This is a genomic window from Microbacterium sp. ProA8 (genome assembly GCF_039905635.1).
GTDB classification, from domain to species: Bacteria; Actinomycetota; Actinomycetes; order Actinomycetales; family Microbacteriaceae; genus Microbacterium; species Microbacterium chionoecetis.
The window spans coordinates 3,032,246-3,057,497 of the sequence record NZ_CP157000.1; the positions used below are offsets into that span (position 1 = coordinate 3,032,246).

The window sequence follows — 25,252 nt, forward strand, 5'->3', positions numbered from 1 at the left end:
TCCGTATTCGTCCAATCCGTTCCGGGAAGCCCTCCGAACAGTCCGTGCAGCCGCTCCTGCGGCACGCTCCCCGCACCGGGGGCCACCAGACCGCGGTCGCACGACCGCATGGAGGAGGAAGACAATGTCTCGCATCACCAGGAAGCGCCTCTCGGCCGGACTCGCGCTCGCCGTCGCCGCGACCTTCGCACTGTCGGCCTGTTCGATGGGCGGCTCGGCGGCCGAGCCGTCGGCAGAACCCTCGACACCGGCCATGGAGGCGAGCGAGGAGCCGATGGCCGTCGATCCCGCCGCGAACCTCGTCGGCCCCGGCTGCGCCGCATATGCGGAGGCCGTGCCGGACGGCGACGGGTCGATCGAGGGCATGTCGGCCGATCCGGTCGCTGTCGCGGCATCCAACAATCCGCTGCTCACCACGCTCGTCGCCGCGGTCAGCGGCCAGCTCAACCCCGAGGTCGACCTCGTGGACACCCTCAACGGCGATGAGTTCACCGTCTTCGCGCCCGTCGACGAGGCGTTCGCTGCCATCGACCCGGCGACCATCGAGGCGCTGAAGACCGACACCGCGACGCTGACGTCGATCCTGACGTACCACGTGGTTCCCGGCCAGATCGAGCCGGCCGACATCGCCGGCATGCACACGACGGTGCAGGGCGCCGATCTCGAGGTGACCGGAAGCGGAGACGAGTGGATGGTCAACGATGCCACCGTCATCTGCGGCGGCGTGCAGACCGCCAACGCCACCGTGTATCTCATCGACTCGGTCCTGATGCCTCCGGCACAGTGACCGCCGCCGGCTTCGGCCGGCAGGGGGGCGGTGAGGCCGCCGACGTCTGTGGGGTGACGTCGGCGGCCTCGTCGTGTCTTGCACGCACTCGCGGGAGAGTCAAGGGTGTGGGCCCAAAAAGGTGCGCTGTCTAACGTGATTCCTGGGCCTGGGGTTGCGCCGGAGGGGTGCGGACGCCAGGTGGGAGGACACGTGACAGACTTGCGCGCGTCGGCGGAGTTGTCCACCGGCGAGATCTTGGACGATCGCTACGTCCTGCACGAGCGCATCGGCGAGGGCGGCATGGCACGCGTCTATCGCGCCGAAGACACCCACCTCCAGCGCTCGGTAGCGGTGAAGGTGTTCCGCGAACCCACCGACGGCGTCGACTCCGTAGAGCGTGCCCTGTCGGAGACGACCCTCCTCGCTTCTCTGAGTCACCATTCCCTCGTCACCGTCTTCGACGCGCGCGTGGGCACCGGTGAGACCAGCTACCTGGTCATGGAGCACGTCGACGGCATCACCCTGCGTGATCTCATCGCGCGCGGGCCCGTCGATCCGAAGATCGTGGCATCGATCGCGATCGACGTCGCGGAGGGCCTGCACGTCGCGCACGAGCACGGGGTCGTGCATCGCGACATCAAGCCCTCGAACGTGCTGCTGTGGTCATCTCCCCGGCCTGGCTGGGAGTGGCGGGCGAAGCTCGCCGACTTCGGCATCGCCTACCTGATGGACACGGCCCGTGTGACCACCCCGGGAGTCATCGTCGGCACGATGGCGTACGTGGCGCCGGAGCAGGCGCAGGGCGTGCCGCCGGCGCCGGCCGCCGACATCTATGCGTTCGGCCTGCTGCTGATCGAGGCGCTGACCGGCGAACGCCCGTTCGGCGATGCCGAAGGCATCGGCACGGTGGTGGCACGGCTGTCGTCGGCGCCCAGTATCCCCGAGTCGCTCCACCCGTCGTGGCAGGGCCTCCTGCGCGGGATGACGGCGATCCGTCCGGACGACCGCCCCACCGCGATCGAGGTGGTGACGGCCGCATCGCGCCTGGCGGCCATGGAGAACACCATCGCCCGGGAGAGTGCCGACCCCTCGACGGCGCCCGTCGCGATACCGGTCACCGACCCCACGCAGATCATTCCCCCGCTCGCACTCGCCGCGGGTTCCACGGGCACGCCCGAGCGCGGAGCGCTCCGCCGCGATGCGCGCGTGGCCGCCCTGGCGTCGGGGTCTTCGGCCGGGACCGGTGAGGCGGCCGAGGTCGCCCCCGCCCTGCCGGACGAGGAGCGACGCCCCTCGCGTCGTGCCCTGGTGATCGGTGTGGTCGTCGCGGCGGCGCTCGCGATCGCGCTCGCGCTCGGCACGGTGCTGCTCGCGAACAGCTGGGCCGCGGAACCGGACCCGGCGTCCACCCCGCCCGCGGAGGAGCAGGCTCCGCCCGTACCGACTGAGGAGGCCCCGGTCACGCCCACGGAGGAGGCTCCGGTGCAGGAGGCACCGGTCAGCGTGCCCGCTGAGCAGGCCCCGGCCGGCGACCCGCCGCCGGCCGACACCACTGGCGGCGGCGACGTCAATGACAACAGCGGCCCGGGCAACAACAACGGCAACGGCAACGGCGGCGGCAACGGCGGGCGCGGGAACGGCAACGGCGGCGGCAACGACTGAGCGCCGCAGTCAAGCTCCACTGAGGTCGCGCATGGCTCTCGACCGCCCGTCGGGGCGGGATGACTTGCGGTTGAACTCGGTCAGCGGCTGGTCCCGCCCGCATGAACCGCACTGCTTCCTCATCGCCTCCTGGTCCTTTCCCGCGACGTCTCCAGACGAGCGACCCACAGCCTAGAGACGGGCTCCGACGCTCCGACCATCCGCGTGGCCTTGCTAGGGTGGAGGCGCCCCTATAGCTCAGTTGGTTAGAGCAACGGACTTCAACACAACAAAATGGAGCGCCAGCGCCGAAATGCGCTGGATGACCGCCGCTATATGCTGGAACACCCTGAGAGCCCGAGGTACTCGCCAAGTGTCTGAACGACACCTGGCAGTGAAAATCCGAGGGATTGGGCAATCAGCAGGTAACCGCAAGGGAACCTCAGAGACTACACGCGGCGCACCTGACCGGTCCGGCCGAAGGTGAAGATATAGTCCAGACTGCAAGCCGGAGACGGTGGCTGGGGAAACTCAGTGCAGCAGGTTAATCCGTGGGTCCAGGGTTCGAGCCCCTGTGGGGGCACCACACCGCTCGAGCCGCCGGAGCACTTGGCCGGCCCTGTTCTCAGCGTGCGATCGCGGCGGCGATCAGCCAGACCACGATGCTGAGCACCAGCGCGATGAGCGGGTACCAGAAGGCGGTGCGCTTGCGCGACAGCGCGACGATCCCCGCGACGCCGCCGATCACCGCGAAGGCGAGCGGCAGGTAGCCGCCGAGCACGATGGCGAGCGTGTTGTCGTAGGTGCCGATCGCCCAGAGCAGTGAGACGAAGAAGAGCACCACCGCCCCGCCGATGGAGAAGCCGATGAGCAGCAGCGTCGCGACGAGGTCGCCGGTGGAGCGCTCGGCGGGAGCATCCGCACCGGTCATGACGCCAGTCCGATCTCGTAGTGCACGAATCCGGTCGACGTCGCGACGCCGTCGTAGAGCCCGCGGGCCGTGGCATTGGACTCCTGCGTGAGCCAGTACACCTTTGCCGCGCCCTGCTCACGGGCCCAGTCGCTGACGTGGGAGATGAGCGCACGCCCGGCGCCGGTCCCCCGGGTGTCGGGGCGCACGAACAGATCCTCGAGGTAGCAGTACGGGCCCGCCGACCAGGTCGCCGCGTGCGTCAGCCAGTGCACGATACCGATCGCCTCACCGGTTTCGTCTGTGGCCAGCGCGCCATGGATCGGGAACTGCGGATCGAGGAGGCGGTGCCACGTCAGCTCGGTCTGCTCGTCCGAGAGCTCCGATTCATAGAACGCGAGGTAGCCGCGCCAGAGCGGCAGCCAGGCATCGCGGTCAGCAGGGACGAGTGGGCGGATCGCGGTCACAAGACCAGAGGCTAGCGTGTGGTGCGCCTCACGTGAGGGCGGAGCGCGCGGTTCGCCGCGCGTGCGCACTCAGATCGTCGCCACGACGGGCGAGGAATTCCTCGAGCCGAACCCGGTCGATCCGCCCGATCTCGCGCAGCGCCACTCCCACGTTCGTCTGGACCAGGTGCTCGGGGTCCGCGGCGAGCAGCTCGCAGAGGGCGAGGGGATCGTCGAGGTCGCCGGCGCGGATGATCCAGAACGCCGCGGTGATCGCCGTACGACGGTGCCACCGATCCTCCGACCGGGCGAGGTCGAACAGCACGTCGCGGGGCTTGTCGAGCAGATAGCCGCCGACCACGCGCGGCGCCCCACGGTCGATGTAGTCCCACGTGTCGATGCGGTCCAGGCGCCGCATCCAGAGGTCGTACAGCGCGGCGCGGTCGGCATCCGTCGCTCGGGCCTGGAAGTCGAGGATCGACACCGCCACCACGCGCAGCTCGTAGACATCGGAGTCGAGCAGCCGGTCGACCTCGGCCAGCGGCATCCGTGCATTCGCCTTGGCGATGTCGAAGACGGTGCCCATGCGCACACCGATGACCTCGGTGCGCTCGTCGGTCATACGCCGCTGGATCTTCGCCCGCTCATCGGCGGATGCCGCGGCCTCGAGCGCTGCGCGGACGCCCTCGGCCGTCGGTGGTCCGCCGGCGGGGTCACTCACCGCCGTCGAGACCGGAGTGGCTCAGCTCCGCCCCCGCGTGCGCGAGCTCAGCGAGTGCGGCGTCGCTCGATTGCGGGGCGACTCCGGCGACGAGGTCGGTGATGACCCGGACATGCCGCCCGTGCTCGATGGCGTCGAGGGCCGACGCGCGCACGCAGTAGTCCGTCGCGATGCCCGTCACGTCGACGTCGACGACGCCGTGTTCCTCGAGCAGGTGCGCCACGGTCACCCCGTCGTCAGTCGTGCCTTCGAACAGCGAATACGCCGGCCTGCCCTGACCCTTCTTGACGTGGTGCGTCACCGCCGACGTGTCGAGCCCGGGGTCGTACTCCGCGCCCTCGGTGCCGCTCACGCAGTGCACGGGCCACGTGTCGACGAAGTCGGGCTCGGGGCTGAAGTGCCCGCCGTTGTCGCCCTCACCGTGGTGCCAGTCGCGCGAGGCGACGATGACGGCGTACTCCTCGGCGTGCGTGACCAGGTACTCCGAGATGCGCTGCGCAACGGCATCCCCACCCTCTACGCCGAGCGCACCGCCCTCGGTGAAGTCGTTCTGGACATCGACGATGAACAGCGCCTTGCTCATGATTCGAGCGTACGCCTGTACTCCTCACGGGTGAGAGGGTGTCCGTCGTCGGCCACGAGTTCGGCATCCGTCTCGATCGGCAGCGGGGCATCGACGGCCTGCGCCGCTTCGACGGGCTCAGCGACCGGTGCGGCAGGCTGATCCGACCCGGTCCCCGCGCTCGCAGAAGGACCGACTTCCGGCTCCTGCCGCGCGAGCTTCGACGGCCACCAGATCGCTCGTCCGATGTCGTACGACAGGGCGGGCACGAGGAGCGACCGCACGACGAAGGTGTCGAGCAGCACACCGAACGCGACGATGAAGGCGAGCTGCACCAGGAACAGGATGGGGATGACGCCCAGTGCCGCGAAGGTCGCCGCCAGCACGAGCCCCGCCGAGGTGATGACGCCGCCGGTCGCGACCAGGCCCCGCAGGATGCCCGGTCTCGTGCCGTGGACGAGGGACTCCTCGCGCACGCGCGACATCAGGAAGATGTTGTAGTCCACGCCCAGTGCGACCAGGAAGACGAATCCGTAGAGCGGCACGGCGGGGTCGGCGCCCGGGAATCCGAAGGCGGCATTGAAGACGAGCGCACTCACCCCCAGCGCGGTGGCGAACGACAGGATCACCGTCGCGATGAGCAGCACGGGAGCCAGGATCGACCGCAGCAGCAGCATCAGGATCAGGAGGATCACCAGCAGGATGACCGGGATGATGACGGTCCGGTCGCGGGTCGACGTGTCGTTGGTGTCGATGTCGGTGGCCGTCTCGCCGCCGACGATCGCCGTACCCTCACCGAGCGCCTCATCGAGGTCGGCGCGCAGCTCGCGCACCGTGTCCTCGGCGGCGACAGAGTCCGCGGCATCCGTCAGCGTGCCGATCACCAGCACGTCGCCCTCCGAGACCGTCGCCTCCGGAGCCGGCGTGCCGGGCGGGCCGACAGCCGTGAGAACCGGCTCGCCGTCCTCGACCTCGACGGCGGCCTGCCCGGTCGGGGAGTCATCGGAGGCGACCGCCACGGAGTCGATGCCGTCGGACGCCGCCAGCACCTCGACGGCGTCGGCGAGGTCGTCCTCGGGGACGATCACGTACACCGGAGAGCCGGAGCCGGCCGGGAAGTGCTCGGCGAGCACGTCCTGGCCGTCGCGGGCCTCTGACGACCCGAGGACGAGATCGCTCGTAGGCACGCCGTCTGCCTTGAGCTGAGTGATCCCGATCGCGCCGGCGAGGAGCACGATCGTGCACGCGATCCACACGACGCGCGCGTTCCGCGCCACGAACCGCGCCTGCCGCGGCCAGAGGCCCTTGACGGGCTGCGTCAGGTCGTCGGGGATCATCGCGATCGGCTGCTTCGGGATGAACGGCCAGAACGCCGCACGGCCGCAGAGCGCCAGCAGCGCCGGCAGGAACGTCAGCGCCGAGAGCACCGAGAACGCGATGCCGATCGATGCGATCGGCCCGAGCGCCCGGTTGGTGGCGAGATCCGACAGCAGCAGGCACAGCAGTCCTGCGATCACCGTGCCGCCGGAGGCCAGGATCGGCTCGAACGCTCCGCGCCACGCCGAGAGCGTCGCATCCCACTTCGACGCACCTGTCGCGATCGATTCGCGGAACCGCGCCACGTAGAGCAGCGCGTAGTCGGTGGCGGCGCCGATCACGAGGATGAAGAGGATGCCCTGCACCTGACCGTTGAGCACCACGATGCCGGCGTATGCCAGCCACCACACCGTGAGCAGCGCCGCACAGAGCGCGAACAAGGAGGTGAGGAGCACCAGGACCGGCAGCAGCGGCGAGCGATACACGATCACGAGGATCAGGAAGACGGCGAGCAGCGCCACACCCAGAAGCAGCCCATCGATTCCGAGGAAGCCCTCGACGAGGTCTGCCGTGAATCCCGCCGGTCCGGTGACCCAGCCCTCCAGACCGTCGGGCAGCTCGTCGGCGACGAGCGTGCGCATCTCGTCGACGATCTCGCCCACCTCGCCGGCGGCATCGATGGGAACGAAGATCTGCACGGCCTCACCGTCGTCCGAGAGGATCGGCGGTGAAACGCCTTCCTGGACCCCGTCGATCGCCGCGATGTCGTCGGCGAGCGCCTGTACGTCGGCGACGTCGTCCTCCGACAGCTCACCGTCGCCGGTCACGACCACGACGGCGGGGATGCTGTCGTCGCCGAGGAAGTCCGTCAGCCTCTCGTTGACCTGCGTGGCATCCGCATTCTCGGGCAGGAAGCTCGACCGGTCGTTGGTCGACACCTCGTCGACCTTGCCGAAGTACGGCCCGCCGATGGAGCCGGCGGTCAACCAGATCAGCACGAGGATGGCCGGGATCCCGATGCGCAGCCAGCCGGAAGGGCGGCGGTGAGCGCGGTGAGGCGAAGACATATCGCTAGCTTATCTAGCGAAATAGCTTTTCAGGAAACGAAGTTCGGGCATTCGCCCTGCGCGCTCGTCCCGCTCCTATGCTGAGTCGCGATGCTCTCCGCCGTCCTCGCCCTGATCGGCGCCGTGGTCTACGGCTCCGCGGACTTCCTCGGCGGGCTGGCGGCCCGGCGACTGCGCTCGATCGTCGTCACCGCCGTGGCGGCGCTTTCGGGGTTCTTGGCGCTGCTGCTGGTGCAACCTCTCGTGGGCGGAGTGTGGACGACCGCGGATGTCGCGTGGGGCGTCCTGGCCGGCGTCGTCGGCGTCGTCGCGGTCGCGCTGCTCTACGCGTGCCTCGCGATCGGCCCCATGAGCATCCTGTCGCCGCTGACCGCCGTCGTCTCGGCGATCGCACCGATGCTGTGGGGTCTGCTCGTCAAAGGCGATGCGCTGGCGCCGATCGGCTACGCCGGGCTCGCCGTCGCCCTCGTCGCAGTGGTCCTCGTCGGCTTCATCCCGGGTGAGAGGATCGTGCGGCCCACGGCACGCGGGCTCGCGATGGCGGTCGGCGCAGGTCTCGCCATCGGCGCCTTCCTCATCATCATCGACCAGACCTCCGCCGGGAGCGGTCTGATTCCCCTCCTGACCAGCCGCGCCACCAGCACGGTCGTCACCGTCGCCGTGGTCGGCGCGCTCGCCGTCGCAGCAGTCCGGCGCGGCGCGCCCGCGCGTTCCGTCCTGCACGTCTCCGGTGCGCAGCTCGGCGCCGCCCCGAGCGGTCGCGCCGATCTGGAGCACGCGACGACCGAGCCCCGGCCCACGGTCACGACGGCGCGTCAGGCGTGGTCGCTCGCGATCGCGTGCGGAATCGCGGATGCCGCCGCCAACGCCCTCATGCTCCTGGCGCTGCGGACCGGAGACCTGGCGGTGGTCTCTGCGCTGACGGCGCTCTACCCCGCCGGCACGATCCTGCTGGCGGCCATCCTGCTGCGGGAGCGCGTCGCCGTCGTCCAGTGGGTGGGCCTCGGTCTCGCCCTCGCCGCCGGGGGCATGCTCGCGGTCGCGTAGGCGACGTACCGCGTCGATGCAGAGAATCGGAGACTCTTCGCGACACGCCGGCGGGCGGCATCCGTTCTTCGGCGTGCCGTCGAGAACCTCCGACGCCGTGCGGGCGCCTCTGCGGTCAGCCGCGTGCGAACAGCATGACGAGCGACGTCACCAGAGCGACGACCCCGAGGCCGAGCATCCCGACGGCGAGCAGTGCCACCGCGCGCACGGCCGGCGATCCCTGCGTCAGCCGCATGCGGTTGCGGGACCCCCGGCGGATGAAGATGTCGGTCATGTCGGCGTCGCCGATGTGGTGTTCCTGCTCGTGGGTCAGATGCGCCTCGCCCACGCCGCCGTCCTCGTCGAACCAGCGCACCAGACGACCGTGCTCGGACGCTTCGACGACGGCCCGCACCGGTACCCAGGTGCCGTCGAACAGGTACATGATGAGCGCGACTCCGGCGAGCAGCGCCCCCACGCCGAACCCGATCCACGAGAAGATCTCGGCGAGGGCGTCGATCGCCTGGGGCACCGCACCACCGTCCTTCGCATACGGAAAACGGCCGCTCCCGCGGCCGTTCCGGTTCTGAGCCACCTAAGGGAATCGAACCCTTGACCTATTCATTACGAGTGAATCGCTCTGCCGACTGAGCTAAGGTGGCGCGCCTCGCTTGCGCGATGCACAAGCAACGATCTTACAGGGTCTGTGGAGCGCTCGCGAACACCGAGGGGTGCACCGCGGACGACACCGTGGCGCGGGGGGCGCAGCGACGCGGGCAGCCGCTCGGTGTCGACGTGTTACGACCGGGTTCGGACGAGCGGCGTACGCCACGTAGGTTCGAACGCGGTCCGCGACGAAGCGTGCGCGGTCCGGTGGATCGAGCACGCGGTCACCCGCCAGACGGGCCTCGATCCACAGGAGCACGCACATGTCCACGCCCAAGAAGCTCACCGCAGCAGCAGCACTCGCACTCCCCCTCGCCCTCCTCCTCGCCGGCTGTGCCGGAAGCGGGACGGATGCCGCGGCCGACGCCCCCGCCGGCGACGAGGTCGTGCGCATCGGCGTCGTCGGCGCCGGGGACCCCTACTGGGAGACCTACACCGAGGCGGCCGCCGAAGAGGGCATCGAGGTGGAGCTCGTCGACTTCAGCGAGTACACGCAGCCGAACCCGGCCCTGTCGGCCGGAGAGCTGGACCTGAACCAGTTCCAGCACATCATCTACCTCGCCACGTACAACGTGCAGAGCGACGACGACCTGCAGCCGGTCGGTGCGACCGCGATCTATCCGCTCGGTCTCTACTCCTCGCAGTACGCCTCGGTCGAAGACATCCCCGAGGGATCGACCGTCGCCGTGCCGAACGACGAGTCGAACCAGGCCCGCGGGCTTCTCGTGCTGCAGTCGGCAGGACTCATCGAGCTCGAGGACGGCGGGTCGGTGTTCTCCACCGTCGCCGACGTGCTCCCGGAGTCGAAGGTGAAGGTCGAGGCGCTCGACGCCGCATTCACCGCGACCTCCCTCCCCGATGTCGCGGCCGCGATCATCAACAACGACTTCGTCGAGGATGCCGGCCTGAGCTTCGAGGATGCGATCGCCACCGACGACCCGTCCGACCCGAGCGCGTTCCCGTACATCAACATCTTCGCCGCCAAGGCCGAGGACGCCGACAACCCGACGTACCTCAAGCTCGTGGAGATCTACCAGAACACGCAGGACGTGCTCGATGGCGTCGTCGAGGCGTCGGGCGGCACCGCGGTCCTCGTCCAGACGCCCGTCGACGAGCTCCTCACGTCGCTCACCGACGTCGAGGACGACATCCGCGCCAACTCGTAAGCCCGCCACACCGCGGCACTCGCCTGTGCGGCCCGCCGGCGCCTCGTGCGCCCGGGCCGCACACGCGCGTTCCGCCGAGGAGCACCCATGACCCTCATCCGCCTGACCGGCGTGACCAAGACCTTTCCGGCATCCTCCAAGGACGGCGCGCCCGTCGTCGCCGTCGACGATGTCTCGCTCGACGTCGCACCCGGCGAGGTGTGCGGCATCATCGGGTACTCCGGCGCCGGCAAGAGCACCGTGCTGCGCCTGGTGAACGCGCTGGAGACGCCGACCGCCGGCACCGTCGAGATCGACGGCCGCGACATCACGCACCTTCGCGAGCGGGAACTGCGCGAGCTGCGCGGCGACATCGGCATGATCTTCCAGCAGTTCAACCTCTTCGACTCGCGCACCGTGGCGAAGAACGTCGCCTACCCGCTCGAGGTTGCCGGTCGCCCGCGGGCCGAGATCGCGGCGCGCGTCGGGGAGCTGCTGCGCTTCGTCGGGCTCGCCGACAAGGCCCGCAACTACCCGGAGCAGCTCTCCGGCGGGCAGAAGCAGCGCGTCGGCATCGCCCGCGCCCTTGCGACGAGCCCGCGGATCCTGCTCGCCGACGAGGCGACCAGTGCCCTCGACCCCGACACCACGAAGGAGGTGCTCGCGCTCCTCGCCCGCATCAACGCGGAGCTCGGCGTCACGATCCTCGTCATCACGCATGAGATGGACGTCATCCGCACGCTCGCCGACCGGGTCGTCGTGATGGAGAACGGCCGCATCATCGAGAGCGGCGCCGTCTTCGACGTGCTCTCGGCGCCCCGGCACGCGGCGACACGCAGGTTCGTCGCCAGCATCATCGAGGACGTGCCCGTCGGCGACCAGCTGCGCACGCTGCAGGATCGCCACCCGGGGCGGATCGTGACGTTCACCGTGCGCGAAGGCGACGTCACCCAGGCGGACGTTTTCGCCGCTCTCTCATCGCACGGCGTGCGGTTCGAACTCATCCACGGCGGGATCAACGACATCGCGGGGCGCGTGTTCGGGCACCTCACCCTGGCACTGACCGGAGAGCCGGATGCCGTGCAGCAGGCGATCGCCGCCGCTTCGGCGTTCGCGCCACTCATCGAGGAGGACGCCCGTGGATAGGCTCGTCGATCTGCTTCCCGAGCTCTGGGCCGCAACGGCGGAGACGCTGTACGTGGTGTCGCTGAGCCTGGTGTTCGGCGGCGTCGCAGGCCTGTTCGTGGGGCTCGCGCTCTATGCGACACGACCGGGCAGCCTCTTCCCGAACCGGTTCCTGTTCGGGACCATCAACGTGATCGTCAACTTCTTCCGCCCGATCCCGTTCGTGATCCTGCTCGCCGCGGTGCAGCCGATCGCCCGCAGCCTCGGAATCCCCGGGATCGGACCGGAGTTCGGCATCTTCGCGATCACCATCGCCTCGCTGTTCGCGATCAGCCGCATCGTCGAGCAGAACCTGCTCACGGTGCGTCCCGGTGTCATCGAGGCGGCCCGCGCCACGGGGGCGAGCCGCTCACGGATTCTCCTGCGCCTGCTCCCCCGCGAGGCACTCGGCCCCCTGATCCTCGGCTACACGTTCATCGTGGTGGCGCTCGTCGACATGACCGCGATCGCCGGTGCGGTGGCGGCCGGCGGCCTCGGCGAGTTCGCGATCGTCTACGGCTTCAAGCAGTTCAACCCGTGGGTCACGTGGGCGGCGGTGCTGGTCATCATCGTGATCGTGCAGGCCGTGCAGTTCATCGGCAATGCGCTGGCGCGTCGCGTGCTGCGCCGCTGACGGCTGAGGCGATCGCGCCGCTTCCGGCTCCTAGTCGCAGCGCAGGCCGTCCTCGGGCGGCGTGCCGTCGAGCAGGTAGGTCTCCACTGCCGAGTCCACGCACGAGTTGCCCTTGTTGTAGCCGGTGTGTCCCTCGCCGACGCGCGTCACGAGAACGCCGGACGACAGCTGCTCGGCCAGTGACACCGACCACTCGTACGGAGTGGCGGGATCGTTGGTCGTCCCCACCACGACGATCGGAGCGGCACCCTCGGCGGTGATGCGCTCGCGGACGCCCGTCGCCGGGTACGGCCAGACCTCACAGGGATCGGGGCTGCTCCAGTACGGCGCGATGGTCGGCGCCTCAGCCGCCAGCAGCGCCAGGGCGTCCGCCTGCTGCTGCTCGGTCGCGTCCACGGGATAGTCCATGCAGTTGTACGCGCGGAAAGCCTCGGTCGAGTTGTCGAGGTATTCGCCGTCCTGCCGGTTGTAGTAGAAGTCGGCCAGCTGGAACGCGAGGTCGGCGTTGCCCTGGAGGACCTCGGTGAGCGCCATCGTCAGGTACGTCCAGCTGTCCTGGGAGTACAGGGCCGAGACGATCGTGGTCATGAGCGAGTCTGCGCCGAGCAGGCGGCCGTCCGCGTTGGGGATGGGGTTGCTGTCGACCTCGGCGAGGAGCGTGCCGAGGTCGGTCATCGCCTGGTCGACGCTTCCGCGGAACGGGCACTCGTCGTCGTTCAGGCAGTCGGCCATATAGGCGCGCAGCGCCGACTCGAACCCGATCCCCTGCGTGATGCCGACGTCCAGTCCCGGGATCGACGGATCGATGGCGCCGTCGAGCACGAGGCGTCCGACCTTCTCGGGGAACAGCTTGGCGTAGGTCGCACCGAGGAACGTGCCGTACGAGTAGCCCAGGTAGTTCAGCTGCTCATCGCCCAGCACGGCGCGCAGCATGTCCATGTCGCGCGCGGAGTTGTCGGTCGTGATGTAGGGCAGGATGCCGTCGCTGCTCGCCTCGCACGCCTCGCCGAACGCCGTGTGGCGTGCGAGCAGCTCGTCGGCCCAGGCATCCGTCCCGCGCTCGTTCTCGGGGATGTCGAACAGGTACGCGTCCATGTCCGCCGCGTCGTAGCACGTCACGGCGGTCGACTCGCCGACACCGCGGGGATCGAAGCCGATGACGTCGAACTGCTGACGCACCGGGTCGCTCACCGCGAACGACACCGAGTCGCGGATCAGCGCCACCCCGCTGGACCCCGGTCCGCCAGGATTGGTCAGAAGAGACCCGATCGGCTCACCGCCGCCCTCGGCGCGACTGCGGATCAGCGAGAGCTCGATCTCACCCCGCGACGGATCGGCCCAGTCCAGTGGTGCCGTGACGGTGGTGCAGTCGAAGTCGCCGCTGCAGGAGCTCCAGTCGAGCGTCTGGTCGTAGTACGGCAGGAGCTCGGCCGGTACGCCGTCGGTGTCGGCCGTCTTGCTCGTGGTGGGGCGGGGCGCCGCGTCGGGGATCATGCTGGAGAGGCAGCCGCTCAGGGCGACGGATGCCGCGACGAGGCCCGCCACGACGGCCACGGCCTTCGTCCAGGTGCCGAGCCTGCCGGACTGCGGAGAGCCGGGTCGGCGGGGGCGGGTCGTGTTCACGGGATCCTTCCGCTCGCGACGGTGACGAGCATGCTCTCGAGGGCGAGTGCGGGGGCGGCGTTGAGTTCGAGGTTCTCACGGGTGACGCCGATGCGGTCCACGACCGTCAGCGTGCGTTCCGGCGTCCAGGCCGCGGCGAGCGCACGCAGGTCGGACTCGAGTTCCCGGTTGATGAGCACGGCGTCCCGGCCGAACTGCAGCATCAGCACGTCGCGGAACATCGACTCCAGGTCGGTCAGCACGCGATCGATGCCGTCGCGCAGGCTGCGCGTGGCCCGGCGCTTCTGCTCATCCTCCAGGGCCGAGAGCTGCGAGCGCACCGCCGGCGGGATCGCCGCGCCCTCGGCGATGCCGAGCGTGCGCAGGAGCGAGGAGCGCTCGGCTTCGTCGCGTTCGGCCGTGAGCGCCTTGGCGTCATCGGTCGCGGCCGAGACGATCGCGCCGGCCACCTCGACCGCGTCGCCGACCCCTCGCACGGCCAGCACCCCTCGCAGGGTGGCGTCGCGGCGTGCCCGGGCTGCGGCATCCGTCGCCAGCCGCTGGGCCATGCCGATGTGACGCTGCGCGTGCCGGGCGGACTGCTCGGCGATCGCCGGATCCACGCCGCTGCGCCGCACGATCAGCTCGGCCACGTCGGCGATGTCGGGCTCGCGCAGGCGCAGGGTGCGCACGCGGGAGCGGATCGTGGGCAGGAGGTCGGCATCGCTCGGCGCACAGAGCACCCACACGGTGCGCTCCGGCGGCTCTTCGAGCGCCTTCAGAAGAACGTTCGAGGTGCGCTCGGCCATACGGTCGGCGTCTTCCATGACGATGACGCGGTACCGGCCGAGCGAGGGCGAGAAGTACGAGCGCTCCACGAGGGCGCGCGCGTCCTTGATCGAGATGATGACGCCTTCGGTGCGCAGCGCCGTGAGGTCGGGATGGGTGCCGGCCAGCACCTGCTGCATCGCGCGCTCATCGCCCGGCTCGGCGATGAGCGCCGCCGCGAACGCGTGCGCCAGCGTCGAACGGCCCGAGCCGGGAGGGCCCGTGATGAGCCAGGCGTGGGTCATCGAGGCGGGATCGGATGCCGCCTCCCGAAGTGCCGCGACGGCCTCCGGCTGCCCCCACACATCGCCCCACGGGACGGCCGCTCCGCCGTCCGCGGCGTCGCGCACGTCGCGCTCGTTCGCGTTGGCGGGCAGGGTGGGGGCATCCATCCCGCCCAGCCTAACCGCGAGGGCTGACAGCGGGCGCACGAGGTGCCCCGGCTATGCCGGGGCGGCGGGCGGCCGCGGGGCCTGGTCAGCCGGGGCGGCGCGCGCCGGGGCACTCCGCTCTATCGGGGCCGGCGCCCGCCCGGAGGACCCGGCTATGCCGGGGCGGCGCCGAGCAGCCGCGCGACACGCTCCCGCACGGCGGCGGCGAGCTCCTCGGCCGGCCGGGACGCGTCCAGCACGAGGAAGCGGCCGGGCTCGGCATCGGCGAGGGCCAGGAACTCCTCCCGTACGCGCGCGTGGAAATGCTCCTTCTCGGCCTCGAGCCGGTCGAAGGGCTTGTCGTCGGCGTCGAGCCGCGCGCGGGCCGTCGCCGGGTCGAGGTCCAGGAGCACCGTGACGTCCGGAAGCAGGCCCTCCGTCGCCCACAGCGAGAGGTCGCGCACCTCGTCTCGGCCGAGCACGCGTCCGGCGCCCTGGTAGGCGACCGACGAGTCGAGGTAGCGGTCCTGGATCACGACCTCGCCCCGGGCGAGGGCCGGGCGCACGAGCGTCTCGATGTGGTGGGCCCGGTCAGCGGCGTACAGCAGCGCTTCCGCGCGGGGCGCCACCTCGCCCCGATGGTGCAGCACGATGTCGCGGATGAGCACCCCGACCTCCGTGCCGCCGGGCTCGCGTGTGCGCACGACGGTGCGGCCGGCATCCGTCAGCCATTCCTCGAGAAGCGCCGCCTGGGTGGTCTTGCCGGCGCCGTCACCACCCTCGAACGTGACGAACAGCCCGGCGGTGGCCGGTCGGCCCTCGGCGGAACCGGATCGCGGGGCCGGGTCCGCCGTCACTTCTTCGCCGCGGGCTTGCGGGTCGTGGTCGTGCGCCGCGCGGGGCGCTTCGCCGGACCCTTCGCCCGCTTGTCGGCCAGCAGCTGCACCGCACGTTCGAACGTGACCTCCATCGCGTCCTCGCCGCGCGGGATCGTCGCGTTGGTCTCGCCGTCGGTGACATACGGCCCGAAGCGGCCGTCCTTGAGTTTGATCGCCTTGCCGCTGGTCGGGTCGGCCTCGAACTCCTTGAGGGCCGAGCTCGCGCCGCGCGCACCGTACTTCGGCTGCGCGTAGACCGCGAGCGCCTCGTCGAGCGTGATGTCGAAGATCTGCTGCTCGCTCTGCAGCGTCCGCGAGTCGGTGCCCTTCTTGAGGTAGGGCCCGTACCGGCCGTTCTGCGCGGTGATCGGCGTCTGGGTCTCGGGGTCGATGCCGACGGTGCGCGGAAGGTCGAGCAGCTGCAGCGCCGTGTCGAGGTCGATGGTGTCGACCGACATCGACTTGAAGAGGGACGCCGTGCGCGGCTTGGGTGCCGCCTCCTTCTTCGCGCCGCGCTTCTTCGGTGCCGGCTCGGGCACGGCGACCGCGACGACCTCGCCGGTCGCCTCGTCGACCTCTTCCGCCGTGGGCGGGTCGGTCTCCTGCACATACGGGCCGAAGCGGCCGTCCTTCACGACGACGAGCTTGCCGTTGGCGGGGTTCTCCCCCAGCACGCGGTCGCCCGCGACCGGGGCGTCGATGAGCTCCTGCGCCCGCGCCGGGGTCAGCTCGTCGGGGGCGAGGTCCTCGGGGATGTTGACGCGCCGCGGCTCGGCATCCGGATTCTCCTTGTCGGGCACCTCGAGGTAGGGGCCGTACTTGCCGAACCGGAGGGTGGCGACATCGCCGATGGGCGTCGAGTTGAGCGCGCGGGCGTCGATCTCGCCGAGGTTGTCGACGATGTTGCGAAGGCCCACCTGGTCGTCGGACCCGAAGTAGAAGTCCTTCAACCAGTCCTGGCGCTTCTGCTCGCCGCGGGCGATCGCGTCGAGGTCGTCCTCGAGCGCCGCGGTGAAGTCGTAGTCGACGAGGTCGGCGAAGTGCTGCTCGAGCAGGCGCACCACGCTGAACGCGAGCCAGCTCGGAATCAGCGCCTGACCGCGCTTGGTGACGTAGCCGCGATTCAGGATCACGTCGATGATGCTCGCGAAGGTCGACGGGCGGCCGATGCCCTTCTCCTCGAGCGCCTTGACCAGGCTCGCCTCCGTGTAGCGCGGCTTGGGGCTCGTGGAGTGCCCCTTCGGCTCGACGTCGCGCAGGCGCAGCACATCGCCCACGGCCATCGCCGGAAGCGCCTGGTCGTCGGACTTGTCGGCGTCGCTGCGCTTCTCGTCACGGCCTTCTTCGTACGCCTCGAGGAAGCCCTTGAACGTGTAGACGGTTCCGGATGCGGTGAACTCGGCGCGACGGGCACCGGCCGCGACCTCGAGGGTCACGGTGGTGGTCTCGTACTTCGCATCGGACATCTGGCTGGCCATCGTGCGCTTCCAGATGAGGTCGTACAGGCGCAGCTCGTCGCGGTCCAGCTGTCCCGTGACCTCGGAGGGGGTCCGGAAGGTCTCGCCCGACGGGCGGATCGCCTCGTGCGCCTCCTGCGCGTTCTTGCTGTTGTTGCGGTAGGTGCGCGGGTTGAGCGGCACCGATGCGTCACCGTACATCGCGACCGCCTGCTCACGCGCGGCCTGGATGGCCTGCGTCGACAGCGCGGTCGAGTCGGTGCGCATATAAGTGATGTACCCCTTCTCGTAGAGCCGCTGCGCGACGCCCATGGCGTGCTTGGCGCTCATCGAGAGCTTGCGACCTGCCTCCTGCTGGAGCGTCGAGGTCGTGAAGGGGGGCTTGGGGCTGCGGGTGCCGGGCTTGGACTCGAGGGCGGTGACGGATGCCTCACCCGCCGCTTCGATCGCGGCGGCGAGCTCTCGCACCTGCGCCTCGTCGAGCACGACCACGGCCTTCTTCAGCTGGCCCTTGTCGTCGAAGTCGGTGCCGCGGGCGAGCACGGCGCCGTCGACGCGCGCCAGACGCGTGGAGAACGACTCGTCGATGCCCTGCGGGCGGTTGGGTGCGGCGAGCGCCTCGATGTCCCAGTAGGACGCCGACACGAAGGCCATCCGCTCGCGTTCGCGATCGACCACGAGCCGCGTCGCGGCGGACTGGACGCGCCCGGCCGACGTGCCCTGCTGCACCTTGAACCAGAGCACGGGGCTGACGTCCCAGCCGTACAGGCGGTCGAGGATGCGGCGGGTCTCCTGGGCGTCGACGAGCGCGAGGTCGAGCTCGCGCGTGTTGCCGACCGCGGCCTGGATGGCGTCCTTGGTGATCTCGTGGAACACCATGCGCTTGACCGGCACCTTCGGCTTCAGCGTCTGCAGCAGGTGCCACGCGATGGCTTCGCCTTCGCGATCTTCATCGGTGGCGAGCAGGAGCTCGTCCGCCCCCTTCAGCGCGCGCTTGAGCTCGGCGACCGTCTTCTTGCCGCGTTCGCTCTCGACGTAGTAAGGGTCGAAGCCGTTCTCGACGTCGATCGAGTACTTCCCGTACGCCTGCTTCTTGTCTGCCGGGATGTCGCGCTTGTCCGCGAGGTCGCGGATGTGGCCGACCGAGCTCAGCACCTCGTAGCCGTCGCCGAGATACCCCTGGATCGACTTCATCTTCGTCGGTGACTCGACGATGACGAGCTTCTTGCCTTCTGCCAACGGGGGCGTCCTTTCTTCGACGCAAACCATACACGCCAGTTCTCGGTACCGGCGCTGTGAGCCCGGATCAGGGTGGCGGCCCCGCGCGGGCCGAGGACCGAGCGGTGACCGGTCCGAGCTGCAGCGAGACGGTGATCGTCGCCACCAGTTCGTCGAGATCGCAGGCGTCCACGACCGCTCCGAATGTGCCCGCGACCTCCGCCGCGCGGGCGCACGGGATGCCGGGAACCGCGCCGGACGCCGCATCCGCGGCCGCCAGCGCGCCGGCGTCCGCCGCCGACGCGAGACGCTGCCCCGCGACGGCCGCAGCTCCCACCACCGCGAGGCCGGACGTGAGGAGTGCTGCGGCCGCCACGATACCCGTGACGGCGATGGTTCCCGGCATCAGGCGCCGCTGCCGTATGTGTGGACACCCGGACGGGGCGGGCGCGCGGCTCCGCATCGAGCGGCATCATGCACGGGGTGCGTGGCGGGGCAGCCGCCGACGCAGGGTGCTCGGCGGAGGAGCCGGGCGCGCTCGCACCCGCTCACAGCCCGCCCCTCACAGTCCGCCGCCCAGGGCGCAGCCGGTGGCCCGGATCTGGAAGCCGAAGAGGGCGGATGCCGATGCGCTCACGCACACCAGGTCGCCGCGTGGGGCGATCTCGACAGATGCCCCCGCCACCGACGCCGACACGGCATCACGCGCCCGCTGATCGGACTCGCCACGGGCGCTCAGGCGTGCGGCGTCGGCGACCGCGTCCTGCAGCCGCACCTGGCGTGCTGCCCCGGCGAGCGCGCCGACGCCGAGGACGAGCACCAGCGCGATGGCGGGCAGCGCGACCGCGAACTCGGCGACGACCGCACCGGTGTCGGCACCGCGCCGCAGGCGCTTATCGGCACTGGGCCGCAGGCGCTGGTCGACACTCGGCCCTAGCCGCTTGTCGACACCCGGCCGCAGGCGCTTGCCGGCAAGGCGCCGCAGGCGCTGGTCGTCGCCCAGCCGCGGACGGGTCATGCCACCGTGAGTGCGCGGCGCACGAGCTCCGTCAGGATGCCACGCACCTCGTCGCTGCGCATGATGACGACCAGGAGACCGGCGAAGGCCACCGCCGCCATGGTCGCGATGGCGTACTCCGCGGTCGCGGCACCGGCATCGTCGGCCGATCCGTGGCCGTGGCCGTCGCCTCGCGGGAGGAACAGCCGCTCGGCGCGTCGGCGGGTGAGACGCGGCACCGGGGTGGTGGCCCAGAGGAAGGACATGTGGTTCTCCGTTCGATGGAAGGGGTGTGCGGGCACGGTCTGGGGTTCGGGTGCGATGAGGAGGCCTGAGCCATGCGATGGCGATCTCGTGGGGAGCAGATCTACGGCGGCCGGTGCGGTGGTCACAGCGAGACCGACATCGTGGACATGACGCTCAGCATCATCGGCGCGACGCCGAGAAGGAGGAACGCGGGCAGGGTGCAGACGCCGAGCGGAAGAAGCAGCCGCGAGGACAGCCGGGCGACGCGCAGTCGTCCGTCGATGCGGGCGCGGTGGCGCGCGTGGGCAGCCGAGGCGCGCAGCAGCTCGACCGCCGGCACGCCGGCGCTCTTCGACAGCGCCAGCACCGCATCCACTCCGTCGGCCTCGTGACCCAGTGCGGCAGCGTCTACCCCTGCCGCAGCATCGCCGCGCGGTTCGTCGCTGCGTGCACGCGGGCTGCTCAACACGTGAGCATCACGCACCACCGCACGCGCGCGATCGATCGAGACCCCACCGGTCAAGGCGATCGCGATCAGCTCGGCATCGAGGCCCGGCACGTCGCCGGCGGACTGCGCACTGCGGACCAGCCGCGCCGTCCAGCGTTGCGCGACCACGATGAGAACGCCGCCGCCGGCGAGGCAGGCGAGGCCCAGCGGGTTCGTGAACAGGGTCCCGAAGGTGTCGAAGCCGAGCGCGGCGCCCAGTCCCACGGCGACCAGCGGCAGCCAGCTCATGAGTCGCGCCGTGCCGGCCGGCTCGGCCAGCGCGACGCGTACGTCGTCGGCGGCCTCGTGCGCGTCGCGCAGCGCGACCGCCAGCCCGCGAAGGCACTCCGCAAGGGGCGCTCCGACCACCAGGGCGACCTGACAGGCGATCCCCACTTCACGCCAGGCGCCCGCCCCTGCACTCGCGATCGCCTGTGGCAGCGGCACCCCTTCGCCGATCGACGAGGCCACGTGCTCGGCCGCGGGATCGCCGCTGTGCGCGAGATGCTCCCACGCCCGTGCCGGAGACACCCCGGCCTGCAGCAGCACGGCGAGCCGCAGCACCGTCTCGGCGACGTCCGCCACCGGCGATGAGGACGACCGCTTCGGCAGCGACCGCCGGAGCGCCGCGACGCCTCCTCGCCCGCTCCCCCGCCCCGCGTGCGGCGCGTGTCGCTCGTTCATTCCGCGTCCCATCGCGCCTCCTCGATCGCGAGGCGGCCGTCGCCGCCCACCACCGGATGCCCGGCCGACGCGATCCGACGCGCGCCGTTCGCGCCTCGTTCCACGTGCAGCACCAGTCCGATCGCACTCGCCGCCTGCCGGGCGAGCGCCCGATCGTCGAGCCCTGCCAGTGCGCCGAGCGCCTCGAGCCGCGCCGGCACGTCGTGCAGGCTGTTCGCGTGCACCGTGCCCGCGCCGCCGTCGTGGCCGGTGTTGAGAGCGGAGAGCAGCTCGCGCACCTCGTCCCCACGGCACTCGCCGACCACGAGCCGGTCGGGCCGCATGCGCAGCGCTTCGCGCACCAGGCGCGCCAGGCCGATGCCACCGGTGCCTTCGATGTTCGGCTGACGCGCCTCCAGACGAACGTGATGGGGATGCGCGATGCGAAGCTCGGCGACGTCTTCGATCGTGACGATCCGCTCGTGCGGCGGCGCCTCCGCGAGCAGCGCGGCGAGCAGCGTCGTCTTGCCCGCGCCCGCAGCTCCGGAGACCAGCAGGTTCACGCGCCCGGCGATCGCCTCGCCGAGCCGGCGGCGGACGGCGTCGCCGAACATGCCGGTGCGCGCCAGATCGTCGAGCGTCGCGACGTCGAGGCGGGGCACGCGGATCGACAGCACCGTCCCCTCCGGCGCGATGGGCGGCAGCACCGCGTGCACACGGATGCCGCCCTCCAGCCGGACGTCCACGCACGGCGACGCGTCGTCGATATGACGCCCGCCCGCGCCGATGAGGGCGACCGCGAGATCGCGCACCTCTTCTTCTGTGGCGCGCCACTCTCGCGCCGAGACGACTCCGGCGCCGCGATCGACGAACAGCCCCTCAGCGCCGTTGACGAACAGGTCGGTGACGTCGGGGTCATCGAGGTATGCCGCGAACGGCGCGAGTGACGGATGCCGCTCCACGGGCATCCGCGGCCTCCGCGGGGCCGATCGGCGGTCGCCCGACTGCTCGCCTCCCCGGGGCGCGGCGGCCTCTCCCAGCACGGCCTCATGCTGGCGAGAGCGGATGACGGTCGCGCCGGCAGGCGCGTCGAGCCGCAGAGGCACCCATGGCTGCCGCGATGAGCTACCCACCGCCGCTCGCCTCGCGCGCCCGATCGGCACCTCGGCCGCCACGGCCCGCGCTGCGTCGGCCGCGGTACCGGCACCAGCGCTCGACCCGCGAACCGCGTCATCGAGCGGGCGGGCGGCCGCGCGTCCCGACGAATGCCGGGCCGCGGCATCCCATCGATCCTTCGTCACCGCAGCGGCGGAGACCCCGACGCGGGGTCGGGCGACGAAGGGTGCGGACATGCTTCGACGCTAGAAGCGCCGCACGCAGAGCACCGGTCGAGCCGGAGGATCCGTGGATGAGCGGCGCAGAACCCGGCCTGGGGAGGAACGGGCGCACGGCATCTCAGCGGGACCGCTCCCAGAAAAGAGAGGCGGCATCCCATGGGGGGAATGGGATGCCGCCAAGCGCGGGCCCGAATTCGGGGGGTGACGTCGGGCGCCGCAATGCCAGAATCGATGTTCGGCCAACGGTCAGCATATGCGAGGAAGGGGCCCTCACAAAACGAAAAGGAGAGGATTCTCACTGATATATCGGTCGAGTCCAACATTGCGGGCGCTACCCACTATCGGGGGTAGCCGGTTCCGGCACTGCTGGGTACATTTCCTGGCAGACTCGCCGGCAGCCGTCGGCCTTCCTCAAGCCCGCAAAGGAGCGCGCTCCCATGAGCGAACAGTCCCCCCTCACGCAGTCCGGCAGCAGCCAGATCGACCATCTCCTGAACGAGGATCGACGCTTCGCGCCCACCGCCGATTTCGCCGACAACGCGGTCGCCACCGCCCAGCTGTACGAACAGGCGAAGACCGATCGGCTCGGCTTCTGGGCCGAACAGGCGCGCGACCTCCACTGGCACAAGCCCTTCACCGAGGTGCTGGACTGGTCGAACCCGCCGTTCGCCCAGTGGTTCGCCGACGGCGAGCTCAACGTCGCCTACAACTGCCTCGACCGCCATGTCGAGGCAGGCAACGGCGACCGCGTCGCGCTGCTCTGGGAGGGTGAGCCCGGCGACGAGCGTCGCGTCACCTATGCCGAGCTCACCGACGAGGTGAAGCGGCTCGCGAACGTGCTCGAGGGTCTTGGGATCGGACAGGGCGACCGCGTCGCGATCTACCTGCCGATGATCCCCGAGGCGGTCGCCTCGATGCTGGCGGTGGCGCGCATCGGCGCCATCCACTCCGTCGTGTTCGGCGGCTTCTCCGCCGACAGCCTGCGTGCGCGCATCGACGACGCCGGCGCCAAGCTCGTGATCACCGCCGACGGCGGCTACCGCAAGGGCAAGGTCTCGCCTCTCAAGCCCGCGGTCGACATGGCACTCGGCGACCGGGGCACGGGGGCGCAGGAGACGGTCGAGCACGTCCTGGTCGTCAAGCGCGGCGACAACGAGGTCGACTGGACCGACGAGCGCGATCTGTGGTGGCACGATGTCGTCCCGGCCGCGTCCGGCGAGCACGAGGCCCAGGCCTTCCCGGCCGAGAACCCGCTGTTCATCCTCTACACGTCGGGAACCACCGGAAAGCCCAAGGGCATCCTCCACACCTCCGGCGGCTACCTCACCCAGTCGGCGTTCACCAACAAGGTCGTGCACGACATCCACCCCGAGACCGACGTCTACTGGTGCACGGCCGACATCGGCTGGGTCACCGGCCACTCGTACGTCACCTACGGTCCGCTCGCCAACGGCGTGACGCAGGTGCTGTACGAGGGGACTCCGGATGCCCCGCACCCGGGTCGCTGGTGGGAGATCGTGCAGAAGTACGGGGTCACGGTGCTCTACACGGCGCCGACCGCGATCCGCTCGTTCATGAAGCTCGGCCGCGCCATCCCCCAGCAGTTCGACCTGTCGTCGCTGCGGCTCCTGGGTTCGGTGGGCGAGCCCATCAACCCCGAGGCGTGGATGTGGTACCGCAAGATCATCGGCGGCAAGACGGCGCCGATCGTCGACACGTGGTGGCAGACCGAGACCGGGTCGATCATGATCTCGGCGCTCCCCGGTGTCACAGAGACGAAGCCCGGCTCGGCGCAGGTGCCGCTTCCCGGCATCTCCATCGACGTCGTCGACGAGGACGGCACGCACGTCGGCAACGGCAACGGCGGTCTCCTCGTCGTCACGGAGCCGTGGCCGTCGATGCTGCGCGGCATCTGGGGCGACCCGGAGCGCTTCGTCGAGACGTACTGGGAGAAGTTCCAGAAGCAGGGCTACTACTTCGCCGGCGACGGGGCACGCCTCGACGACGACGGGGACGTGTGGCTGCTCGGCCGCGTCGACGACGTCATGAACGTGTCGGGGCACCGCCTGTCGACCACCGAGATCGAGTCGGCGCTGGTGGCGCACGAGGCCACCGCCGAGGCGGCCGTCGTCGGGGCCTCCGACGAGACCACCGGGCAGGCCGTCGTGGCGTTCGTCATCATCAAGCAGTCGTACCTCGACGAGCACGATGTGGAGGGTCTCGGCCAGACGCTGCGGCAGTGGGTCGGCGAGCAGATCGGTCCGATCGCCCGCCCGCGCGACGTCTACATCGTGGGAGAGCTGCCCAAGACCCGCTCCGGCAAGATCATGCGCCGCCTCCTCCGCGATGTCGCCGAGGGCCGCGAGGTCGGAGACACGACGACGCTCGCCGACACCGCCGTCATGTCGGTGATCTCGGCCCAGGTCAAGTAGGACCCCGGTCGTTGAGCGAAGGGCGCTCTGGCGCCCGCAGACGAAACGCTCCGGGATTGTGCGGAGACTCCGGGCGTTTCGTCTCGCTCGTTCCTCGCTCGCTCAACGACCGACAGCGGGCGAACAGAAGAGAGCGGATGCCGCAGCCCTGGGCTGCGGCATCCGCTCTTCGTTCGCGTCGTCTGACCGCGATGGTGCGTCAGGCGTACGAGAAGACGACCTCGACCTCGACGGGTGCATCGAGCGGCAGCACCGGGACGCCCACGGCGGACCGGGCGTGCGTGCCGGCGTCGCCGAAGATGTCGCCGAGCACCTCGCTGGCGCCGTTGATGACGCCCGGCTGGCCCGTGAACTCCGGGACGGAGGCCACGAAACCGGTGACCTTCACCACGCCGGTAAGCCGGTCGACTCCGCCGACGGCGGCCGCGGCGGCGGCGATGGCGTTGAGGGCGCTCTGGCGGGCGTATCCCTTGGCGTCAGCCGCGGGGACGAGGCCTTCGCCATCCCCCACCTTGCCGGTCGCCGGGAGGGCGCCCGACACCATGGGAAGCTGGCCGGCGGTGTAGACGAGATCGCCGTGCGCCTTCGCCGGCACGTACGAGGCGACGGGCGGGACGACGCCGGGAAGGGCGATGCCGAGTTCGGCGAGACGGTCGCTCACGCTCATG

Annotated in this window: 23 protein-coding genes and 1 tRNA gene; 7 read left to right on the top strand and 17 right to left on the bottom strand. The window is 70.5% G+C overall.

Going from position 1 to position 25,252, the window contains the following annotated elements:
* The first annotated feature begins 124 nt into the window (after positions 1-124).
* Together ABG085_RS13620 and ABG085_RS13625 are read left to right on the top strand one after the other, a co-directional pair.
* Positions 125-787: a fasciclin domain-containing protein gene (locus tag ABG085_RS13620; protein WP_347976269.1), complete on the top strand. Its 663-nt coding sequence runs from the start codon at positions 125-127 to the stop codon at positions 785-787.
* A 192-nt stretch (positions 788-979) separates the two neighbouring features.
* Positions 980-2,431, top strand: coding sequence for a protein kinase (locus ABG085_RS13625; protein WP_347976270.1), 1,452 nt, complete (start codon positions 980-982; stop codon positions 2,429-2,431).
* Positions 2,432-3,035: 604 nt separating this feature from the next.
* Here ABG085_RS13625 and ABG085_RS13630 read toward each other — a convergent pair.
* Genes ABG085_RS13630 through ABG085_RS13650 form a run of 5 tightly spaced genes read right to left on the bottom strand, consistent with a single transcriptional unit; the run spans position 3,036 to position 7,433 of the window.
* Positions 3,036-3,341, bottom strand: a complete 306-nt coding sequence (locus tag ABG085_RS13630) for a hypothetical protein (RefSeq protein WP_347976271.1) — start codon at positions 3,339-3,341, stop codon at positions 3,036-3,038.
* The gene (locus tag ABG085_RS13635; RefSeq protein WP_347976272.1) at positions 3,338-3,787 is read right to left on the bottom strand and encodes a GNAT family N-acetyltransferase; all 450 of its coding nucleotides are present in this window, start codon (positions 3,785-3,787) and stop codon (positions 3,338-3,340) included. The genes ABG085_RS13630 and ABG085_RS13635 overlap by 4 nt, the downstream gene beginning before the upstream one ends.
* Positions 3,788-3,815: 28 nt before the next feature.
* Positions 3,816-4,487, bottom strand: a complete 672-nt coding sequence (locus tag ABG085_RS13640; RefSeq protein WP_347976273.1) for a DNA alkylation repair protein — start codon at positions 4,485-4,487, stop codon at positions 3,816-3,818.
* Entirely contained in the window at positions 4,480-5,070 is a 591-nt protein-coding gene (locus ABG085_RS13645; RefSeq protein WP_347976274.1) for an isochorismatase family protein, read from the bottom strand. The genes ABG085_RS13640 and ABG085_RS13645 overlap by 8 nt, the downstream gene beginning before the upstream one ends.
* Positions 5,067-7,433, bottom strand: a complete 2,367-nt coding sequence (locus ABG085_RS13650; RefSeq protein WP_347976276.1) for an efflux RND transporter permease subunit — start codon at positions 7,431-7,433, stop codon at positions 5,067-5,069. Before ABG085_RS13650 ends, ABG085_RS13645 begins: the two co-directional genes overlap by 4 nt.
* Positions 7,434-7,523: 90 nt before the next feature.
* Between ABG085_RS13650 and ABG085_RS13655 the strand changes: the two genes are divergently transcribed.
* Positions 7,524-8,480, top strand: coding sequence for an EamA family transporter (locus ABG085_RS13655; protein ID WP_347976277.1), 957 nt, complete (start codon positions 7,524-7,526; stop codon positions 8,478-8,480).
* A gap of 115 nt (positions 8,481-8,595) precedes the next feature.
* Here the strand turns inward: ABG085_RS13655 and ABG085_RS13660 are convergent, their stop codons facing one another.
* Together ABG085_RS13660 and ABG085_RS13665 are read right to left on the bottom strand one after the other, a co-directional pair.
* Entirely contained in the window at positions 8,596-8,991 is a 396-nt protein-coding gene (locus ABG085_RS13660; RefSeq protein WP_347976278.1) for a hypothetical protein, read from the bottom strand.
* A 57-nt stretch (positions 8,992-9,048) separates the two neighbouring features.
* Positions 9,049-9,121 (bottom strand) — tRNA-Thr (locus ABG085_RS13665).
* Between the two features lie 267 nt (positions 9,122-9,388).
* On the opposite strand from ABG085_RS13665, the gene ABG085_RS13670 reads away from it, so the two are divergent.
* The 3 genes from ABG085_RS13670 (at position 9,389) to ABG085_RS13680 (ending at position 12,068) form a co-directional block, all read left to right on the top strand.
* Positions 9,389-10,291, top strand: a complete 903-nt coding sequence (locus ABG085_RS13670) for a MetQ/NlpA family ABC transporter substrate-binding protein (RefSeq protein ID WP_347976279.1) — start codon at positions 9,389-9,391, stop codon at positions 10,289-10,291.
* A gap of 87 nt (positions 10,292-10,378) precedes the next feature.
* Complete coding sequence (locus tag ABG085_RS13675; protein WP_347976280.1) at positions 10,379-11,416, top strand: ATP-binding cassette domain-containing protein; 1,038 nt, start codon at positions 10,379-10,381, stop codon at positions 11,414-11,416.
* The gene (locus tag ABG085_RS13680; RefSeq protein ID WP_347976281.1) at positions 11,409-12,068 is read left to right on the top strand and encodes a methionine ABC transporter permease; all 660 of its coding nucleotides are present in this window, start codon (positions 11,409-11,411) and stop codon (positions 12,066-12,068) included. Before ABG085_RS13675 ends, ABG085_RS13680 begins: the two co-directional genes overlap by 8 nt.
* Before the next feature lie 30 nt (positions 12,069-12,098).
* Here the strand turns inward: ABG085_RS13680 and ABG085_RS13685 are convergent, their stop codons facing one another.
* The 9 genes from ABG085_RS13685 to ABG085_RS13725 all read right to left on the bottom strand — a co-directional run bounded on the left by ABG085_RS13685 (position 12,099) and on the right by ABG085_RS13725 (position 21,783).
* On the bottom strand, positions 12,099-13,622 hold the full coding sequence (locus ABG085_RS13685) for an alpha/beta hydrolase (RefSeq protein ID WP_347979199.1): 1,524 nt from the start codon (positions 13,620-13,622) through the stop codon (positions 12,099-12,101).
* A 65-nt stretch (positions 13,623-13,687) separates the two neighbouring features.
* Positions 13,688-14,890 carry a DNA polymerase III subunit delta' gene (locus tag ABG085_RS13690; protein ID WP_347976282.1) on the bottom strand — a complete coding sequence of 401 codons (1,203 nt, stop codon included), beginning with the start codon at positions 14,888-14,890 and terminating at the stop codon, positions 13,688-13,690.
* 152 nt (positions 14,891-15,042) lie between these two features.
* A complete protein-coding gene (tmk, locus tag ABG085_RS13695; RefSeq protein ID WP_347976283.1) occupies positions 15,043-15,726 on the bottom strand; it encodes a dTMP kinase in 684 nt (227 codons plus the stop codon).
* Positions 15,723-18,443, bottom strand: coding sequence for a type I DNA topoisomerase (gene topA, locus ABG085_RS13700; RefSeq protein ID WP_347976284.1), 2,721 nt, complete (start codon positions 18,441-18,443; stop codon positions 15,723-15,725). The genes tmk and topA overlap by 4 nt, the downstream gene beginning before the upstream one ends.
* 67 nt (positions 18,444-18,510) lie before the next feature.
* Positions 18,511-18,828 carry an Rv3654c family TadE-like protein gene (locus tag ABG085_RS13705; protein ID WP_347976285.1) on the bottom strand — a complete coding sequence of 106 codons (318 nt, stop codon included), beginning with the start codon at positions 18,826-18,828 and terminating at the stop codon, positions 18,511-18,513.
* 156 nt (positions 18,829-18,984) lie between these two features.
* On the bottom strand, positions 18,985-19,440 hold the full coding sequence (locus ABG085_RS13710) for a TadE family type IV pilus minor pilin (protein WP_347976286.1): 456 nt from the start codon (positions 19,438-19,440) through the stop codon (positions 18,985-18,987).
* Positions 19,437-19,685, bottom strand: coding sequence for a DUF4244 domain-containing protein (locus ABG085_RS13715; RefSeq protein WP_347976287.1), 249 nt, complete (start codon positions 19,683-19,685; stop codon positions 19,437-19,439). Before ABG085_RS13715 ends, ABG085_RS13710 begins: the two co-directional genes overlap by 4 nt.
* Before the next feature lie 122 nt (positions 19,686-19,807).
* On the bottom strand, positions 19,808-20,848 hold the full coding sequence (locus ABG085_RS13720) for a type II secretion system F family protein (RefSeq protein WP_347976288.1): 1,041 nt from the start codon (positions 20,846-20,848) through the stop codon (positions 19,808-19,810).
* A complete protein-coding gene (locus ABG085_RS13725) occupies positions 20,833-21,783 on the bottom strand; it encodes a TadA family conjugal transfer-associated ATPase (protein WP_347979200.1) in 951 nt (316 codons plus the stop codon). The genes ABG085_RS13720 and ABG085_RS13725 overlap by 16 nt, the downstream gene beginning before the upstream one ends.
* Positions 21,784-22,589: 806 nt before the next feature.
* On the opposite strand from ABG085_RS13725, the gene acs reads away from it, so the two are divergent.
* Positions 22,590-24,584: an acetate--CoA ligase gene (gene acs / locus ABG085_RS13730; protein ID WP_347976289.1), complete on the top strand. Its 1,995-nt coding sequence runs from the start codon at positions 22,590-22,592 to the stop codon at positions 24,582-24,584.
* A 199-nt stretch (positions 24,585-24,783) separates the two neighbouring features.
* Here acs and ABG085_RS13735 read toward each other — a convergent pair whose 3' ends face one another.
* On the bottom strand, positions 24,784-25,251 hold the full coding sequence (locus ABG085_RS13735; RefSeq protein ID WP_347976290.1) for a RidA family protein: 468 nt from the start codon (positions 25,249-25,251) through the stop codon (positions 24,784-24,786).
* Between the last annotated feature and the right edge of the window lies 1 nt (position 25,252).

Bases quoted from the DNA above. Each gene is read 5' to 3' on its own strand.
- ABG085_RS13675 (WP_347976280.1), top strand. From the start codon at position 10,379: ATGACCCTCATCCGCCTGACCGGCGTGACCAAGACCTTTCCGGCATCC.
- ABG085_RS13620 (WP_347976269.1), top strand. From the start codon at position 125: ATGTCTCGCATCACCAGGAAGCGCCTCTCGGCCGGACTCGCGCTCGCC.
- ABG085_RS13735 (WP_347976290.1), bottom strand. From the start codon at position 25,251: ATGAGCGTGAGCGACCGTCTCGCCGAACTCGGCATCGCCCTTCCCGGC.
- ABG085_RS13650 (WP_347976276.1), bottom strand. From the start codon at position 7,433: ATGTCTTCGCCTCACCGCGCTCACCGCCGCCCTTCCGGCTGGCTGCGC.
- ABG085_RS13720 (WP_347976288.1), bottom strand. From the start codon at position 20,848: ATGGGACGCGGAATGAACGAGCGACACGCGCCGCACGCGGGGCGGGGG.
- ABG085_RS13690 (WP_347976282.1), bottom strand. From the start codon at position 14,890: ATGGATGCCCCCACCCTGCCCGCCAACGCGAACGAGCGCGACGTGCGC.
- ABG085_RS13670 (WP_347976279.1), top strand. From the start codon at position 9,389: ATGTCCACGCCCAAGAAGCTCACCGCAGCAGCAGCACTCGCACTCCCC.
- ABG085_RS13725 (WP_347979200.1), bottom strand. From the start codon at position 21,783: ATGCCCGTGGAGCGGCATCCGTCACTCGCGCCGTTCGCGGCATACCTC.
- ABG085_RS13655 (WP_347976277.1), top strand. From the start codon at position 7,524: ATGCTCTCCGCCGTCCTCGCCCTGATCGGCGCCGTGGTCTACGGCTCC.
- acs (WP_347976289.1), top strand. From the start codon at position 22,590: ATGAGCGAACAGTCCCCCCTCACGCAGTCCGGCAGCAGCCAGATCGAC.
- ABG085_RS13645 (WP_347976274.1), bottom strand. From the start codon at position 5,070: ATGAGCAAGGCGCTGTTCATCGTCGATGTCCAGAACGACTTCACCGAG.
- ABG085_RS13705 (WP_347976285.1), bottom strand. From the start codon at position 18,828: ATGCCGGGAACCATCGCCGTCACGGGTATCGTGGCGGCCGCAGCACTC.
- ABG085_RS13710 (WP_347976286.1), bottom strand. From the start codon at position 19,440: ATGACCCGTCCGCGGCTGGGCGACGACCAGCGCCTGCGGCGCCTTGCC.
- ABG085_RS13630 (WP_347976271.1), bottom strand. From the start codon at position 3,341: ATGACCGGTGCGGATGCTCCCGCCGAGCGCTCCACCGGCGACCTCGTC.
- ABG085_RS13715 (WP_347976287.1), bottom strand. From the start codon at position 19,685: ATGTCCTTCCTCTGGGCCACCACCCCGGTGCCGCGTCTCACCCGCCGA.